Source organism: Acidithiobacillus thiooxidans ATCC 19377, assembly GCF_009662475.1.
Classification (GTDB): domain Bacteria; phylum Pseudomonadota; class Gammaproteobacteria; order Acidithiobacillales; family Acidithiobacillaceae; genus Acidithiobacillus; species Acidithiobacillus thiooxidans.
The window spans coordinates 2,398,378-2,415,629 of the sequence record NZ_CP045571.1 but is presented as its reverse complement, the minus strand read 5'-3'; the positions used below and the strand labels follow the sequence as shown (position 1 = coordinate 2,415,629).

Sequence of the window (17,252 nt, the reverse complement as noted above, 5' to 3'; positions counted from 1 at the left end):
TGGAGGCACTCTGATGGCATGAGCAGCAACTTGATCACCAAGTATAGCGACACTGAAATACGCGGGCTCCTTTACCATGCGCGCAAAGGCGATGCGACGGCCTTAGCCACCCTTGAGCGACGGGCGTGCGCTGGGCATGTCAATGCCCAGCGTTACCTGGGGGTCTACTGGTTTCGCACGAAAGAGCCGGAACGGGCAGTTGCCTGCTGGTGTGCCGCCTTTCCTCATGGATGTCGCTGGTCACGCTACTACTATGGCAAGGCCCTGTACCTGGGTCGCGGAATCGCCCAAAACCGCTTTTGGGCGTTGCGTCAGTGGCGGCTTTTGAGTGGTCATCCCAGTTCGGTAGGCCGCCTGGCGCGCCATGCCCTTTACCTATATGCCACGGAAATAACGGACTAAGCGCTAAGCGCCGGTATGGATTTATTGTTACCGCAACGAGTGGAGCACCGCGTCCCCCCTGGTTTTGCAAAAGCCTGTATGACAATTACTGCAGAAACGCAGGATAAGGTGCGGCGGGTTTCGTGGTAAATTCCCCAACCTGTACTATTTATGAAACATTACTCGTGCATGTGAAAGGATGCCGTAGAAAGTGCTTACTCATGATGTCCGCTTCTCCAAGGTGGATTGATACCGATGCTACCCTGGTTATTGCGTGCCTGGCTTTTGTTTGTGGTCATTGTGGTGCTGGCTGGAGAAGGCCTGGCTTATGAAACATGGCAGGATGTTTGTCAGGAATACAGCACCAACTTGCGGGTGCTGGCAGCCGCTGTGGCGGATGGCACGCATTTATTTCTCAAGGGGACCCAGTCTTCATTGGCCATGCTGGGTCAGGACACGGGCACAGGAGCCGATGGCACGCCTCTGGCGATTCACGAAAAATTGCAGGACTACCTGGTCCTCAATCCCGATTTCAACAGTGTCGGTGTGCGTACGGCAGGTGACGGAGTGGTGGCTGCCGGGATGGACAAGGGACTGCTGCGGACCTTGCTTTCACTTCCGGCATCGCCGGATGCCCGATCCCGGATTACGGACCAGCAGCGGCAACTGATCCAGCGTTGTAGACAGGCTTCCGACCTTTGCGTCGGTCCTCCTTTGGCGGTGCGTAATCCGGAACACCCCCAACATCCACACTGGGTGGTACCGCTTTTCCTGGGGGCACAAGGGATCCCCTACCGACATTCCGTAGTGACCAACATGGTGGCCCTGCTGCCCTTGCAGCACGGCCAATTCCCTTTTTGGCACAATCTGCAGCTTCCTGCCTTGAGTTCGGTCTTTCTGCTGCGCCGGGATGGCTTTCTGGAAAGCCTCTATCCGCTGCCCACACAAAGCCCCTTTGGTACACGCCAAAACGGCATTGCCGTCCAGTCCATCCGGGCGCACCCCCAGGCCCGCTCTGCCAGCTTTTATGGCCTGGCTACGGCGTTCAATCAATGGCGTCTCGGGGCCTGGAACCAGGTGCGAGGCTATCCGCTGGTAGCCGGTGTGGGGCTGCCACGTTCCTTTCTGCTGGCCGCCTGGTGGAATCGGATGACCGGACCTTTGGCGGCCATGCTGGCTCTGCTGCTGCTTTCTACCTTCGGCTATTGGACCTTTCGCCGCATCGGCGAAGACCGGCAGCGTGAAAGATCGGCCCATGATCTGAGGTTGTGGGAGGCCAAGGAGCGGGCGGAAGTCACCCTCCATTCCATTGGTGACGGGGTGATAACGACCGACACCCAAGGTCGGGTCACAGATATCAATCCCGTAGCTGAATCCATGCTGGGTTCTGCACGCTCAGACCTTCTGGGGAAACCGCTCGAAACGGTTTTCCACATTGCCCATGAGGGGGATCACCTTCCGGTAGAAAACCCCATCCGCAGAGTCTTGCAGGAAGGCCGGATCGTGGGGCTGGCCAACCATACGGTTCTCCTGCGCGCGGATGGTCAGGAGATCGCCATTGAAGATTCTGCAGCACCGATTCACGGACGGGATGGTCAGGTGTTGGGCGCCGTACTGGTCTTTCATGATGTCACGGAACGGCGTCGTTTGACCGAGCACCTGGCTTATCAGGCGCATCACGATGATTTGACCGGCTTGCCCAACCGCAAGTGGTTTCTGGAGCAGCTCCGCCAGGCCACAGAGACGCAGCCCCTGCCGGGAGACCTCCTCCTGGTTGGCATTCTCGATCTGGATGGATTCAAACAGGTCAATGATCGCTGGGGACACGACCAAGGGGATCAACTGCTTTGTACGGTAGCACAACGGGTCCGTGAAACGCTGCGGCCTGAAGATAGCGTCAGCCGCCTGGGCGGGGATGAGTTCGGGCTGCTGCTGCCCCATATGCACGATCTGGAAGACGCCCAGCATCTCGCCCACCGGCTGATCCAGGCGTTGAACCAGCCTATTGAGATGGACACGCAGGTGGCGAACGTCTCAGCCAGTATCGGATGGACGATTCTCCCCGGGGATACGGGTGATGCCCCGCAGATATTGCGGCATGCGGATCTCGCGCTTTACGCGGCCAAAGCCCGGGGTCGCAATCAGTATTGTTTTTATGAAAAAACCCTGGATGTTGAACAAGAACAGCTGATGGAGATGTTGGCGATGACCCAGGAAGCGCTTGAAGCCCAGAACTTGGTCATGTACTACCAGCCGGTAGTGACCCGGCCTGCCCCTTCTGCGTCACCGGAGCAGGGCGTGATTGGTTTTGAGGCCCTGATCCGCTTGCAGCATCCCCAACGGGGGCTGCTCACGCCCGCTGTGTTCGCCGAAGCGCTGGACCATCCCCGCCTGGCCCGTCGGATTGGCTGCTTTGTATTGGATGCGGTCCTGTCCCAGGGAGAACAGTGGCACCAGGCCGGGCTTCCCTTACGCCTGTCGCTGAATATCAGCGCCCGGCATCTGCTGGATCCCGAGTTTCTGAATGACTTGCAGTGCGCTCTGGCTGCACATCCCGGGATAGCCCCGGCGTATTGCGAAATTGAAGTCACCGAAAGTGCCCCCATGCTGGATTTTCAGAAGGCTCAGGAAACACTCCAGCACTGTAATGCCCTGGGTCTACGCATCGCCCTGGATGATTTCGGAACGGGGAATGCCTCCTTGAGCTATCTGCAGAAACTGCCTGCCCAGACCATCAAGATTGACCAGAGTTTTGTCCTGGACATGCTCAATGATCCTCGTGACTTTGCCATTGTTGCTGGCGTCGTAAAGACCGCCCGCATGCTGGGTCTGGAGGTCATTGCCGAAGGCGTGGAAACCGTCGGGCATTTACAGTTGCTGGAGGCTCTGGACTGCCCGGCCCTGCAGGGCTATCTGTTTGCCAAACCGATGCCCGCAGAGGCCGTGCCAGCCTGGGTAAAGGCGTTTAACATAATAAATTACATCGGTAATTCTGCTGCACCACGCAATCACCTCATGGGTATCACGGATACAGGGCTGTTGGGCGCGCACCAGATACGCGTACAAGAATCCATTCAGTACCTCCAGGGGAAGGGCTGTCTGCCGGAGCGGATCTTGGGTCGTGATGATGCAGAACATTGTCATCTGGCCCTGTGGTTGAACCAGCTGCCCGACCGCGCCGCTTTGCCGGTCGACGTGGATCAGCTCCATCACCGCCTGCACCAACTGCTAAGAGATCATGTCGGTCCACCGGGCAGTCCGCAAGCGCGGCAATTAGCTCAGGAGCTGCTGGAAACCAATGCCCAGCTGATAGATGTGTTACACCGCTTTCTGGGGCATCCCCATGTTCGGTAGGTGGGTGCTCTTTACCGGGCCTCAAAGGAAACGGTCTGCGTGGGACGATCATGGGGGGTATGCCAGATGAAGATTGCTAGAAAAATCCATTCCCTGTCCGGAGAAAGCATCACGCCTTTTCAGAAAAGGGTACTCACCCTATTGATCGGGGATTCTGGCCTGTCGGCGGAACGGATGCTGGATATCCTCCTCATGGAGGCCCTCCTGGGCTATTGCGTTGATCGCAGCACGGGGGTCTCTGGTGCTCCGGATATGTCGGCAGCGAGAACCCATGACATTACCCGTCCACAGGGTCCTGAGATCAGTGACCGTGCTTAATGCAGTGGATAAAAAATAGCGAGGAGAGATAACTGTGGCAGAAGAAAGTCAGGCAGTACGGGCATTACTGGAATATCTGGAGGCCCAATTGGAAGGTGATGGGCCGCGTATTGAGCAGATCCTTGTTGAGCACCCCGACTTTGAAGCCCTCGCGCAACCCATGATTTCCCGAGTATTGGGTTTACAGGAAAAAACCCATCAACTGGTGGAGCACTTGCGGGCGGTTACCGTCAATGTGGATGGGGCGGCGGCGGATATTGAAACAGCCATGCAGGAAGTGCAACAAAGTTCTGGTCAGGTTAAATCGGCCATTACGGATAATGTGTCTTCGGTGCAGTTGCTGCTCAAAAAGATTCAGGAAATTAGTCGGGTCGTGGGTACTATCAAGGATATTTCCTATAAAACCAATCTGCTCGCCTTGAATGCGGCCATTGAGGCAGCGCGGGCAGGAGAACATGGGCGGGGGTTTGCAGTGGTGGCTGATGAAGTACGCAGCTTGGCAGCCCATGTTCAGGAAGCAACCGTCGAAATCCGGGAGAGCATGGAACAGATTGCAGATTCCGGAAAAGCCATGCAACAGAAAAACAGCGCAGTTCAGGAGCAGACGGCTGGCGTCGATTCTGTCGTGCAGCGCTTATTGGACAAGTCGCATCATTTGCGGAAGATGACCACGCGATTACAGTTTGAAGCGACACAGGAGACGCACCAGCATTTCGTCGAGGTGGCCTTGCGCGAATCCGAAAAGGGCACCCAGGCACTGTCTCCAGATCACCTGCCGCTGCCCATGGATTCTCATGCCTGCCGTCTGGGGAAATGGTACGATGGTACCGGCCGGATGCAGTTTGCTTCCCTTCGTGGTTTTCAGGACTTGGCCGTCCCGCATCAGCAGATTCATCAGTTAGCTGTTCAGCTCCTGCAGGCGACGCAAGAAGATTCACCAGATTTGCCGGCCTTGCGCGAAGCACTGCAAAAGCAGCACGAAGCATTCCGAAAGGCGTTATCGACGATGCATTCGGATTTGTCCGCTTGAGGCTCTGCAACTCATTATTTATAAGTGGGTTTATCAAACAGATACTCCGGGGTATGCTGCACGCCCAGGGCATTTAGAATCTCTGCCGTTTGATGGTCCTCAACGCTCTCCGCGACCTCTTGAATCGACGAGGTCATGGGCCATGACCACCATGGTGCGTGCGTGTGTTGGGTCATTTAATATCACGGATCGGCAAGCGTAAGATCCGAACAATCAAAATGCAGCGGCAGGATAAAAAGGTCACTTAAGAAATGGGTGACACGACAACTACCTTGACAGACCCCGGTTTTTTCGTTCCATGCTATGGCAAACTGATCATAGCCAAATATATAGGAGAGAGTATCTCCAGGGATGGAGCTGGTTTTTGTCATCCTCGTTTGACGCTAATCACGACTGAAAACTGATCAATGACAGGCGCGATTTGGCACGATTGAATTTTTTTCGTTGAATTTGGAGATTAAGAAATGTCCGTCGCAAACCTTTTTAAGTTGTTAGCATTTACCAACGACACCATAGTCGTTAAACGGATACACCGGACGGTAGCGGGTAATCCGTCTACATTGATGTGGTGGGCCTTGACGTTCATTGCCCTGAATATGGTTTTGCCGCTACCGTTTGACTACCTAGTTCATCTCGGTGTTAAAGCACCTGCTGTTTCATCGGAGATAATGCTTCACCTCCTTCTGGCGATGACTATCATTGGCATCCTGATAATGGATGTTTTGGTAATACGGAGTATTCGCCGCCGGCAGCGAAAATCATCGGGCGTTCCATTAACGGAGTAGCCGCGTATCCTGCAATTTCGCTCAATGAGCTTGGTGGGCGTGGTCACCTCTTGCGCAATGGCTATTGGCATAGTTCTACCTGGTGAATAGCAATTAAATCTCTTACATACAATGCGTTGCAAAAAAAGCGACGTGCTCAGTGACGACATGGGTCCCGACAAAATGTTTAAAAAACCTGTAGCCAGACTACTAAGGTGGTCTGTTTCTAATCGACTTCGAGTCCTATTGTCTAGTGTATCTGAACTGTTTCAGTCCCAATCGGACCGGCGGATCCTGTGGTGGAGTAACATCTTTTTTGTAGCACTGGGCGTAGCGTTTCTCGCCCTTGCCTTTTGGCAAGCAACCGTGCTGGAGCAAGCTATACAGACAGACTTTTCCAACTCTCCCCATATCGTCCTGCTCACTAATCCGCAAGGCCAGGTAATTTCCTCTTGGAAGAGTGGTTATTGGGCACCGCCGGAGCCCCATTCACACCTCCCCGTCGGCACGGTGGCCATATCTGTACCAGGACACCCAGGGACGTTACATATGCAATGGGCCCCAATGTTGGTCCGTCAGGTATACTGGCGGGCCGAACGGGAACGATTGCCTATTTTATTAGCTGGTCTATTGTTGATTGCCGGCGTCGGCTGGTTTACCAACAACCTGCTCCGCCAATTGATACGTCTGCGTCAATATCAGGTCGTCACCTTGATGGTTCAGCAGGATCTCCTGAGTCAGGACGCCCCCCAGGCCATGTACCAACGGCTGGTGGATAAGGTAGTAGACCAGACAGAAGCAATCGGGGCTTATGTCATTTCCAGAGAGCCGGAAGGCTCGTTTTTGACCATACAGGCGATGGCCGATACGGACGATGATTCAATTTCCGCTAGATCTGCACCCTCACGATATCCCGTGCAAGGAATATGTCCCACCATCGTGGCGGGTGAGGTGGTCCGTACAGGACTTCAACAAGGCCCGCTGAATCCAAATTCATTGGCACTGACGCAAGATGCCAAGGATGACCGGGGTGTATTTGACCGTGTCCGCAGTGTCATGGCCATCCCGGTATTTGTGGGTGGAGGGGAAACCCCTTTCGTTGTGTTGGTGATCGAGAGCGAAGAAATCCGGCATTTCACACGATCATTGCAGGAAACATTGAAACAGTTAGCTACCAGCTTGGGGTTGGGTCTGAGTCGATATTTTGAACAGCGCGAGTTGGAACAGGCAAAAGCAGAAATTGAAACTCTGGCGCGCCATGACATGCTGACACATTTACCAAACCGCCGGTTTCTGGAAGAACAACTGAATCAAGCCTTACCACGTGCAGAGCGGTATGGGAAACTGCTGGCAGTGTGTATGCTGGATCTGGACGGCTTTAAACCCGTTAACGACGCCTATGGCCACGAAGCCGGCGACGAGGTGCTCGTGACCCTGGGGAAACGATTGCCGGAGGCATTGCGCAAATCGGACTTTGTGGCTCGCCTGGGAGGTGATGAGTTCGTGCTCCTGGTGGAAGATCTCTCTGGACCGAATGATCTCACCCCGATCCTTGCCAAGGTAGAAGAAGCCATGAATACCCCTATCCCACTGAGCCATGGCGAGATCGTCCAGATCAGTGGAAGTATGGGGATCGCTCTATATCCCTTCGGAAAAGAAGAAACGGGCGACCAACTGCTGCGCAGCGCCGACCACGCCCTCTATGAGAGCAAGTCCAAAAAGTTGCATAGGGAGCACTTTTGGGTGCTCGATGAAAAAAATGCAGCACGGGAACGGCAGCGTACGCCAGTTCAACGGCTCTTGAGCGAAGGCGCTATGGAGGTCTGGTATCAACCGGTTCTGAGTGGCGATAGCCGCAAAGTGGTGGGTGTGGAAGCGCTGGCACGGTTGCGGGATGAAGATGGCAGAATCCTGTATCCGGCAGAGTTTTTGCGTCAGTTATCGGTCGATGATCTGACCAATCTCAGCAGCATGGTCCTCACTCAGGCGCTGGAAGACCTGAAAAAGCTGGATAATCTGGGGTGGTCATTGTGGGTATCTTTCAACGTCGTCCCGGAGTCATTCTGCGGGAGCTGTGTGCCCTGCCTGCAAGGAGTAATTAGCGCTAGTGGGGTGGCTCCTCAACGGATTACTCTAGAGATTCTGGAGGGCAGCGATTTTCTGGAGCGCAACGTAGCCCTGTCCGTCTTGCAGGGCATCAAAGAAATGGGCATTCGCCTGGCGCTTGATGACGTAGGCAGCGCCTACGCCTCCCTCTTACGTCTAAAAGAACTCCCTATTGACGAGATCAAACTAGATCAAGGCTTTGTTCGGTCTCTTGGGGCAAGACCACAAGACCTGCATTTCGTCCGCACTATTCAGGACCTAGCCTCAGAGCTGCAACTGGACCTGGTAGTGGAAGGTGTGGAAACCGCAGACATCCTTGATGCCATGCTCACGACCGGTGTGCCCCATCTACAGGGATATGCGATATCCAAGCCCTTGCCGCTGACCGATCTGCAGCAGTTTCTCTCTGGTTATGTCATGGATACCGACATACGCCCGGTCAGTCTACTCGGTTTTTATGCTGGCACATTGAAATCGCACACCGCCATAAAAAATATGCTACTAATCAATCCGATACAACTTGACCTGGCATCTCTTGCGGATGGTCACCAGTGTCGCGGTCATAGCGTATTACATCGTTTTGGGTATGGAGACGATAGCCATCTGGTACAATTACACGATGCCTACCACCTTGCCCTTGGTGCCGTTGCAAGAAATATCAGTGACCATGGTTCATGGAGGGTTATGGAGTTTGCCCTGAACGAATTTTTGCAGGCTATTCTGGATGTCCGGGAGTAGATAATGACGGGCTTATACCGGACATTTTTGTGCGCTACTGGGTATGAGTAATATCCACTAGCTCCATTTAAGGGATATACAAATTATTCACGGACTAACCACCTGCTTACTTGTGCGCGTGGAGCTGATAAATATATTTTCTTTATTTTTCAACGTTGTGGACATCTGTATCGCGATTCGGGCATAGCGCAACCGCGTTGGTCACGGTGTCGGAGCCATTATCGGCAAGCTGGCGAACGCGATACAGTTCGAGGAATGCTAGCCCGCGGCGTTAATCCGTGGCTACCCGGGCAGGCTCGTAAAGTGGTCATCCCCGCCCAGTATGTTTTACCACCCAAACCTTGGGTAGGTATTGTTGTAGATATCCCTGCGCGGCGGATTTATTACTTTCCAGCCCATGATCATGTCGTATTTACTTACCCTGTTGGGGTGTTTCTACCCGGCTGGAAAGAAAGCTTGACGACTACTGAAATCATTGCCAAGTACCGGATGCCTGCATGGAATGTTCCGAAGAACATCCATGCCTGGTTCAAGAAGAAATTTCACATGAATATACCATGGTACTGGCCGCCTGGCCCCGAAAATCCTATGGGCGAATTGGCGATGGAAACGGGACTCTCTAGTATTTTCATTCATGGAACATACCATCCATGGGGCGTAGGCATGCGGTCCAGTCAGGGCTGTTTTCAGATGTATCCTGAAAATATCGCGCAATTGTTCCCCATGGTTCCGGTCGGGACCCCGGTTCGCATTATCGACCGGCCCAATTTGGTCGGCATTGATAATGGCCAGCTTTATCTTCAGTCCTATAAGCCCTTGGACGCTTATCATAAAGAGGGATTTTCAGACCTCCAGCGCGCCGTTATGCGCATCAAGCTATTCATGACGAAACATGGAGTTCATGAAAAAATTAACTGGGGCAGGGTGCGTCGCATCGTTGAAGAGCACAATACAGTCGCTTTACCCATAGGCGTTCATTCACCTAGTTATCAAACACTATCTGCAGCACTTCCAGCCAAGCCATATGCTTACGCCCCGTATGGTCCTGCAGCCAATAGTGCGGCCGTCCCTCCGCCCTTGGCTTTAGCGAAACCCAAAAACCAGGAACACCTACATGTACAGGTTATCCTTAAGGGTCAGAAGGATTGACTCTTTGAGAGTATCCTAGTTCAGTTCGTGTAATCTTCAATATCCTTCTCCCCGCCATTCGTATTTCGGAAAAATTTTACGACAAAGCGGCTATACTCGGAGAGATAGGCAATAATTCAAGCCTGTAGGACATTTTTAACCTCCTGATGTGGCTAATGTGATACTGGATTCGCCGTTTCCAGGCGCTGATGTATGCTTCAGACCATCCTGCCTGCATGGTGCCTTAAAACTGCATACCCAAGCCCACATCGCCGCGAAGAATATTGGGCGCGCCTCGCTGTGTAAAATCATCATCATGTAATCCGACGTACAGGGAGACATTGGCCATTAGGGGATAATAGGCGTTCACCCCCATTTGTAGAAGGTCTGAAGTGCGATTGAAAGTGGTTGGTGCGAATCCAGAGAGATGCTGGGTTTCCGAAATACCGCCAAGGTATCCGACATATCCGGTGAAATTGACGCCTGGCAGAGATGCTGCCGCATAAAGACCACCACCCAGACCGTTGGTGCTCAGCGAAGAGTGAGAGTCATAATAGGCATTGGACTGTGCAAAGCGGTTATACTCATAGCCGACATAAGGCCCGACAGCCAGGATATTGCTGGCGTTGAAAAGATAGCCGAGCTTGAGCCCAATGGTGTTGGTATTGCCACCGGTGTAACCCTGGTAAGTAGCCCCGAACTCATGGCGGTATTTCGCCGTGCCGAACAATCCACCATTGTAAAGGCTGGCCCGTAGACCGAGTCCACCGTTGGTGTTCCCATACCGATTGGTGGCCCCTTGTACATTGCCGGAAACACCAACCTGATTCATGACGCCATATACGGACGCTTCTGCGCCCAGGGGTAATGCCAGTGCGAGGGTCAATGCGGTAAGCCATATTTTTTTCTGAATCATCGGAACACTCCTGTTGGTTGAGTCAAAAAACAGCCGGAAAGTGATGGCAGGACTTTCGAAGTCACACCGTTACGATCAAGCCACTCGGGATAGACAAGAAGTAGGCAATCTCCCTGTCGAGTCCAGAGACTAAGACAGCAGAATTTATGCCAAAGGTTCCCGTGGGATAGATTTTTCATGTAATCAGTGGCCTGCGCCGTCTGCTCACGAAATGGTGCGACTAGATGGCCCTTTCTTCAGCAGGTCTGTTGTACTTTAGCGACAATATGACTCTATAGCGTCCCTGTTGTATGCCCTTACCATAAAAACGGATCTCTTCTCTTCTGGAATCGGGCACGGCTCAGTATGTCGCTTCTGTCGCAAGATCCTTCCGCTGTGCTGGAACGCTTATTGCTTTCTCAATATTGGAAAGCGCTACACAAGTCCGAAAAGCGTGACCGCAAAGCGGAAAGGAGGTATGCACATTTTTATACCGTAACCCCTGAGCCATTTGTTCGGGGAAAGATAAAAAACCGATCTTCCTACAGGAGAACCGTATGTTCCATGAAATGGAGTCACTGAAGCGCCGTAAAGTCTGGCAGCCAGCTTTACGTGTAGCGACCTTGTTCGGCACCTTGATGGCGTTGGCGGGATGTTATGCCTATCCCCCTGGACCGCCTCCGGGCCCTGGCGGATATTATGCGCATCCTGCACCGCCCCCACCCCCACCGCCGCCCGGAGGGCCAGCGGGTCCCGGGGCGTATTACCAGCAACCGGGGCCGCCGCCCCCGCCACCCCCTCCGTGAAGGATTTTATGGGCGCGTATGTCTTGTAAAAGTCAGACAATTTTTCTGTAAACAGGTCTAAAAAAAGCCCCATTTTTCTGAAATGGGGCTTTTCCTCCGGTCATGAATCAGGATTTCAGTGCATCAAAGCGCCGGTTGCTGCTCCTGCTGCACCGCCCACTGCGGCCCCTACGGCCGGATTGCCACCCACAACAGCACCCAGCACTGCACCGCCCGCAGCACCGATAGCCCCACCACTCAGTGCGCGTTGTCCTGTGGGGCTCATATTGGCGCAGCCAGTCATGGCGATCAGACAAAAACCCAACGCCAGAACTTTTAACCCGTACCGGTGATGACCGAATTTTAATCGAAGGGGATATTGCATGGGGATTAGGCTCCTTATGGTGTAGTAGTGGAAGGGGATCCGGATAGTTGTTCCACATCCCGGGTTGCCTGAAGAATTTCTTGTCGGGCAATCCGATAGGACGTTCCAGAAAGCGGTTTGGTGCATAACGGCTGTACGACCGCCTGAATTTGGTCAAGGTCGTCGCTTTGACCTTCTGCGTGCGGCCGTTTTGTCAGCTTTTGTTGCAATAGACGCACCTGCGCCTGGTATTGCTGGCAATCGCGCTGTAGTCCTGATGTTCTCTGGATTGGATGCGTGGGCGCCAAGATGGTTGAGGCGGGTGGATAAGGTAAGATCTGTTCAGGCCGATAGTGCGTCGACGCAGGTGTTGGGGGTGGGGCAGCTATCGTTGAGGCGCAGCCGCTCAACAATAAAGTGCCCGCAATCAGCCAATAATACGGCCTTTCTCTTATCCTGTTTTGCAAATACAAGCAACATTCCTACCAGGGAGTAGATACATAACCCACTACAGGCGTGGGAGCCGCGTAATAGCCGGATGGAGGCCCGGGTGGGGGCGGTGGTGGCGGCCCTCCCCAAGGCCCGGGTCCCGGTGGAGGCGGGCCTGGTGGAGGCGGTCCCGGTGGCGGTGGAGGTGGCGGGGGTGGCGGAGCCGCATAATAATACACGGGTTGTGGGGGTGGCACATAAACTACTGGTGGGGATACGGGATAATAGGCCGGTGCTCCGCCTACTGAAACACTCAGCCCCGGAACGGCCAGGCCTAATGAAAGATTATCGGCGAGTGCTGGAGTGATCCCAACGGCCGATGAAAGGACGAGGGTGGTAGCCACCACCCATAGCACCGATTTTCGTCGAGCTGTTGAGGGGGAGGGAATGGATTTCATAATGATGCTCCCATAAAAAAGACCAAAGGCGTACCAGCAAAAAGCATTCCTACAAGATTTCAGCCGGTTTTCATTCGGTCGAGCCCTACTGTACTGTAGTCAGTCCACTACAGTGGAACGCTGACTTATTCCATCTGGTTAATTTTTAAGCATTTGTGTTGTCGCTCTTCAGTCAGGTTGAGAATCTACCCGGAATAATAGCCACTGTCAGGCGATCATTGGCCGCATGTGCCGCACAGCAGGGCAACTGGGAATGGGCGTCAGACAATACGCTCAATCAGCATTTTTATTGGAATGCGGCATGTTATAGTAAACGACACTACCTGCAGCGCTTGCCGCCATTAACGGCAAGCAGCCACTGATCATCATGGCGGTGCCGCAAGCGATTATTATACGCAGGATAAAACCCAGCAGGCTTTGCAGTTTCTCTAACGTCCAGTGACCGTCTGGCCGTGTTTTTTGCGTCATGATTCGATCCTTCGTGGAGGTAGGTTTGGCTGTAAATCTTGGGCACGCATTCTGCATTAGATATTCCACATGGTGGTTGAAAAATCAAACCACAGTACTGGCATCATCAGTTCCAAAGAAAGAACAGTGGAGAACAATACCCGTTCAGGACATTGAAAAATTGGAACAAAAAATGAAATATCAACATATAGCAGTGACCACAGCAGATCGTAATTGACGCCTTATGGCCTGCCAGTCCGCATCCTCTTTGGTCCTTACAGTCAGGATCTACGAGAATCATGGCCAGATGAAAGCCTCAGATGTTGGCTATAATGCAGTATGAGCAAATTTCTACGGACTATTGTCTGATAGAGAAATCCTTGAACAGGAGGTTACGATGTCTGGAACGGATATAAAAACTGCAAATCCTGCCGCTTCGTGGGTCCGGGCAGTCTTACTTTTGACAGCAGTGATGGCATTAGCCGGTTGTGCCAACATGAGCCCAACGGGCCAGCGTGCCCTGAGTGGCGGTGCTATTGGTGCTGCTGGCGGTGCGGTTTTGGGAACAGTCGCTGCGGGCAATCCTGCCGTCGGTGCTGCGGTAGGTGGTGCGGTGGGTGCGGGGGTAGGTGCTGCTCTCCCCCAAATAGAAAACAGCCTGAACGGTAATTAACCCGTTACTGCACTGAGTGTTAGGGCACCCGACTTATTTCCAGGGAGCTTGCATGCGGGTTATCAGTAACAATGTACGCACGGAAGCACATTACCCATCCGGCCCATTAAGATTTTTCGAGAGATATTTATGAATAATCCACAATCCCGCACGATAAAACGCACGACAATTTTTGCTGGCGTCCTTGCAGCAGCGATGTTGAGTTTAACCAGTTCATCGGCCATGGCAGCCGTTTCTTTAGGATTGGCGGTTCCCGGACTGAGCGTACAATTGGGTACGCCTCCCGTCTACTACGCGCCACCGCCGGTGTATTATGCGCCGCCCCCCGTCGCTTATTACACGCCGCCACCAGTGGTCAGATATTATCCCGTGCCACCCCCTGTCGTTGCCTATGGACCCAGACCTTGGCTTCGGCGGGGGCCGCCACCATGGGCAGGGCATGGAAGGCCAGGACCCTGGCAACATGGCAATTGGCACCACGGACCCTGGCACCATGGAAATTGGCATCACTGATAGATCAAGAATATGAGATGCGATTCGCCATAAAACAAAACAAAATTCTGCAAGTGGTCATGGATAATGAATGACCGCTATCAGTCTGGCGCCGCCCTTTGAGTTTGCAAAAAATGGTCTTCTTCTCACAACCATGGAGACCGTGTCATGCAAACAAAACCCAACGGCACCCAGCACCTCAACACCCCTTGGAACAAAGACAAAATCATAGGTCAGAAACGGCCCTTGAAACTACAGGAGGTATGGGCCATTAGAATTCGCCTGCAACTGGCCCAACAGATCCGTGAATTAGCCTTCTTCAACATCGCCATCGATAGCAAATTGGGGGGCTGTGACCTCGTGGGACTGCATGTTTCCGATATCGCCCATGGTCACGCCGTTATGAACCGCGCCATTGTGCTCCAACAAAAAACTCAGAGGCCCGTCCAATTTGAGATCACCGAACACACCCGAGAGGCCCTGACTGCTTGGATCACCCATGCCAAACTCAAGGATGACCAGTTTCTTTTCCCCAGCAGGAAACACGCCTCACCTCATCTTTCCATCCGTCAGTATGCGCGTGTTGTAGAACGTTGGGTTATTTCTATAGGATTGGATCCGTCCGCCTATGGCACGCATACCATGCGCCGAACCAAGGCCACATTGATTTACAAGCGCACCAAGAATCTGCGCGCCGTGCAACTTCTGCTGGGACACACCAAGCTGGAGAGCACCGTCCGTTATCTCGGCATTAAGGTTGACGATGCCCTGGAAATGGCCGAGCAAACCGAAGTGTAACGAAATTGATGTCAACCTTGATAGGGTGCAATGATTTCCCTACTATGAAGCCATGACCAACTACTCCGTAGGGGATGACTGGCATATACGCATCAATGGCCGGGAGCAGCATCCGCTTCCGCACGTCCATGTGCAGTTTCGTGACGGATCCCGTGTGTCGCTGGCCATTGAAACAGGCGCGCTTCTAGTCGGCTATGTCTCGCCCCGAAAGCGATTGGAACCGGTGCGGACCTGGATTCAGGCGCATCGGGATGCCCTATTGACGGAATAACGGAGGTTGAATCCATGAATCAAGCACCCAAAATTGAAACGGCGACGATTACTGGCCTGTTCCAGGTAGAAATCCATTGGTCCACCGGAGAAGTGTTTACCACGGATCTTAAGGATCTTATTGGCCCTTCACGGGCGGAAGATCCCTTTTGTGCACTCCATGATCCGGCTTTCTTCGCTCAGGGGCATACAGATGACTGGGGCGATGGTCTGAGTTGGCCCGGCGGACTGGATCTGGGCGCAGACAGTCTCTATGCCTTGGGGAGGAAACAGGCCGGATTACCAACACGTGAGGATTTCATCCTGTGGATGGAGCGGAACAAGCTCAGCTTAAGCCGTGCGGCGGAAGCCATCGGTATGACTCGGCGCATGATGGCCTACTACAAAAATGGCTCCCGCCCGATACCAAAGACCGTTTGGCTGGCCTGCATCGGTTATGAGGTGATTGAACGCCACGCAGCTTGAATAAGGTGAATAATGGGCGATTTTGCAGCGGAAGCGGTCATTCGGCAGACTGACTGTCATGTTCTCGAGACCGGCCATTGGACTAACGCACACTAATCGGCCTTTGCGGTTAGTCAGCGCCAGACCGATTCGACCCCCGAAATGCAAATGCATCGGTATGCAGTGTGCCTTTAACTCAGTAGGCCTTCCAGTGGTAGCAGTTGAGCTTAATCAATAGGATATTTGCGCGGGTGACTTTGGTTCAGACTCCTGATCGACTGTATAATATCGAACAAATCGATTGTTGCTATATTGAGATTGGCTTTCAGCCTTAAGGCATCCTCGGGTTTGGGCTCCCAGTATAGAGTGCTACATGTTCAGCCAGATCCGCGTTCCTAAAAAGCCCTTCCATGGTCACCACTTTGCGCGGGATAGCTGCCGTTGTCCCAAGTTACTCTAAGAGTATGTGTCCCCGAAATAACCGTGGGACGACCCAGCCATTTTAACCCCAAATAGCTCAGGACTAGGAACCCGATCAGATATCGTTCGGTCAGGACTACAGGCTGTTCTCCGCCATGGGCTTGGTGTAGCTGGCGTGACCGGAGGCAGCATAGGCAGCACCCTCCACTCCGCCCAGCGCCTCCAGCGTTTTACCGCTCAACTTATGAGATGATCTCCATGATTTTATGCAACCCATGGCTCCCCAAACCATGTTGTAGTTCCCACTGCCCATGTTTGTTCCGGTAGAGTAACGTGGGCGTTGCTTCCTCACCCGTACGGATAAGCAGCCGGGTATTATTGCGCACGGCGCGACGTATCAAGGGCGGAGGATTGGGGGCTGGACGGATCCCGCCTTCTTCTGTTTGGGTATTGAAATGCGATTCATCATAGGCCAATGCCTTGGCTGGATTATTCGCCATCAGGATGGATGCGGCCTTGGCAGGACTGGAGGGCTTCAGAAATCCCACCAGAACTACCCGCAACCGCAATTTTTCAGCCCCGATGATGGGCAGAGCTTTCTCATACAATCTATGGCACCAGATACAGTTAGGGTCCATAAATGCCGTTAACTCAGGCCCCTGATGCCCGACCAGAAAAGTGTGTGCGTGGGTTATCGCTGCAGCAATAGCACTTGGAGGAAGCGCCTTGGGATTGGCGTGTTGGGGCTTTGTCATTTCCTGAAAAAGCATGTTCTCCTGGGCAGGTGCAGCCGTGGCCGCCAACGGAAGTGTGATCAGCCATCCAGTCAGCAGCCATCCTGACAACCTTCTTTTCTTCATAGCGCACTCCTCAATAACCCGTAGGTAATGGTCTCTTGGGCGAACAATCTCCGGTGACGCTTCCTGGAAGGGAATGACCCAATAGCCATCAACGTTCC

General features: G+C 53.3%; 18 protein-coding genes. 14 read left to right on the top strand and 4 right to left on the bottom strand.

The window, feature by feature from the left end:
• Positions 1 to 18: 18 nt before the first annotated feature.
• From GCD22_RS12795 to GCD22_RS12770, 6 genes are all read left to right on the top strand, one after another.
• Positions 19 to 402: an SEL1-like repeat protein gene (locus GCD22_RS12795; RefSeq protein ID WP_153940815.1), complete on the top strand. Its 384-nt coding sequence runs from the start codon at positions 19 to 21 to the stop codon at positions 400 to 402.
• Between the two features lie 234 nt (positions 403 to 636).
• Complete coding sequence (locus tag GCD22_RS12790) at positions 637 to 3,735, top strand: bifunctional diguanylate cyclase/phosphodiesterase (protein ID WP_153940814.1); 3,099 nt, start codon at positions 637 to 639, stop codon at positions 3,733 to 3,735.
• Positions 3,736 to 3,801: 66 nt separating this feature from the next.
• Positions 3,802 to 4,053 carry a hypothetical protein gene (locus tag GCD22_RS12785; RefSeq protein WP_031573920.1) on the top strand — a complete coding sequence of 84 codons (252 nt, stop codon included), beginning with the start codon at positions 3,802 to 3,804 and terminating at the stop codon, positions 4,051 to 4,053.
• A 34-nt stretch (positions 4,054 to 4,087) separates the two neighbouring features.
• Positions 4,088 to 5,083 (top strand): methyl-accepting chemotaxis protein, encoded by a 996-nt coding sequence (locus GCD22_RS19075; protein ID WP_153940781.1) that lies wholly within the window; start codon positions 4,088 to 4,090, stop codon positions 5,081 to 5,083.
• Between the two features lie 1,313 nt (positions 5,084 to 6,396).
• Positions 6,397 to 8,691, top strand: coding sequence for a putative bifunctional diguanylate cyclase/phosphodiesterase (locus GCD22_RS12775; protein ID WP_051690537.1), 2,295 nt, complete (start codon positions 6,397 to 6,399; stop codon positions 8,689 to 8,691).
• A 255-nt stretch (positions 8,692 to 8,946) separates the two neighbouring features.
• Positions 8,947 to 9,840, top strand: coding sequence for a L,D-transpeptidase (locus tag GCD22_RS12770; RefSeq protein ID WP_153940813.1), 894 nt, complete (start codon positions 8,947 to 8,949; stop codon positions 9,838 to 9,840).
• A gap of 223 nt (positions 9,841 to 10,063) precedes the next feature.
• On the opposite strand, the gene GCD22_RS12765 is transcribed toward GCD22_RS12770, so the two are convergent.
• On the bottom strand, positions 10,064 to 10,735 hold the full coding sequence (locus GCD22_RS12765; RefSeq protein WP_153940478.1) for a hypothetical protein: 672 nt from the start codon (positions 10,733 to 10,735) through the stop codon (positions 10,064 to 10,066).
• Positions 10,736 to 11,271: 536 nt separating this feature from the next.
• On the opposite strand from GCD22_RS12765, the gene GCD22_RS12760 reads away from it, so the two are divergent.
• On the top strand, positions 11,272 to 11,520 hold the full coding sequence (locus tag GCD22_RS12760) for a hypothetical protein (RefSeq protein ID WP_077218551.1): 249 nt from the start codon (positions 11,272 to 11,274) through the stop codon (positions 11,518 to 11,520).
• Between the two features lie 115 nt (positions 11,521 to 11,635).
• On the opposite strand, the gene GCD22_RS12755 is transcribed toward GCD22_RS12760, so the two are convergent.
• On the bottom strand, positions 11,636 to 11,884 hold the full coding sequence (locus GCD22_RS12755) for a YMGG-like glycine zipper-containing protein (protein WP_010636705.1): 249 nt from the start codon (positions 11,882 to 11,884) through the stop codon (positions 11,636 to 11,638).
• A gap of 529 nt (positions 11,885 to 12,413) precedes the next feature.
• Between GCD22_RS12755 and GCD22_RS18245 the strand changes: the two genes are divergently transcribed.
• Positions 12,414 to 12,659, top strand: a complete 246-nt coding sequence (locus GCD22_RS18245) for a hypothetical protein (RefSeq protein ID WP_029315939.1) — start codon at positions 12,414 to 12,416, stop codon at positions 12,657 to 12,659.
• 364 nt (positions 12,660 to 13,023) lie between these two features.
• On the opposite strand, the gene GCD22_RS12745 is transcribed toward GCD22_RS18245, so the two are convergent.
• The gene (locus GCD22_RS12745) at positions 13,024 to 13,218 is read right to left on the bottom strand and encodes a hypothetical protein (protein ID WP_024895462.1); all 195 of its coding nucleotides are present in this window, start codon (positions 13,216 to 13,218) and stop codon (positions 13,024 to 13,026) included.
• 25 nt (positions 13,219 to 13,243) lie between these two features.
• Between GCD22_RS12745 and GCD22_RS12740 the strand changes: the two genes are divergently transcribed.
• The 6 genes from GCD22_RS12740 (at position 13,244) to GCD22_RS12715 (ending at position 15,895) form a co-directional block, all read left to right on the top strand.
• The gene (locus GCD22_RS12740; protein ID WP_139110685.1) at positions 13,244 to 13,435 is read left to right on the top strand and encodes a hypothetical protein; all 192 of its coding nucleotides are present in this window, start codon (positions 13,244 to 13,246) and stop codon (positions 13,433 to 13,435) included.
• 159 nt (positions 13,436 to 13,594) lie between these two features.
• Positions 13,595 to 13,870: a YMGG-like glycine zipper-containing protein gene (locus GCD22_RS12735; protein WP_051488159.1), complete on the top strand. Its 276-nt coding sequence runs from the start codon at positions 13,595 to 13,597 to the stop codon at positions 13,868 to 13,870.
• A gap of 129 nt (positions 13,871 to 13,999) precedes the next feature.
• Positions 14,000 to 14,383, top strand: coding sequence for a hypothetical protein (locus tag GCD22_RS18240; protein ID WP_175438503.1), 384 nt, complete (start codon positions 14,000 to 14,002; stop codon positions 14,381 to 14,383).
• Between the two features lie 147 nt (positions 14,384 to 14,530).
• A complete protein-coding gene (locus tag GCD22_RS12725) occupies positions 14,531 to 15,160 on the top strand; it encodes a tyrosine-type recombinase/integrase (RefSeq protein WP_031571354.1) in 630 nt (209 codons plus the stop codon).
• 52 nt (positions 15,161 to 15,212) lie between these two features.
• Positions 15,213 to 15,431, top strand: coding sequence for a DUF4160 domain-containing protein (locus tag GCD22_RS12720; protein WP_035210192.1), 219 nt, complete (start codon positions 15,213 to 15,215; stop codon positions 15,429 to 15,431).
• A gap of 14 nt (positions 15,432 to 15,445) precedes the next feature.
• Complete coding sequence (locus GCD22_RS12715) at positions 15,446 to 15,895, top strand: DUF2442 domain-containing protein (protein WP_153940812.1); 450 nt, start codon at positions 15,446 to 15,448, stop codon at positions 15,893 to 15,895.
• 641 nt (positions 15,896 to 16,536) lie between these two features.
• Here the strand turns inward: GCD22_RS12715 and GCD22_RS12710 are convergent.
• Positions 16,537 to 17,154, bottom strand: coding sequence for a thioredoxin fold domain-containing protein (locus GCD22_RS12710; protein ID WP_153940772.1), 618 nt, complete (start codon positions 17,152 to 17,154; stop codon positions 16,537 to 16,539).
• Between the last annotated feature and the right edge of the window lie 98 nt (positions 17,155 to 17,252).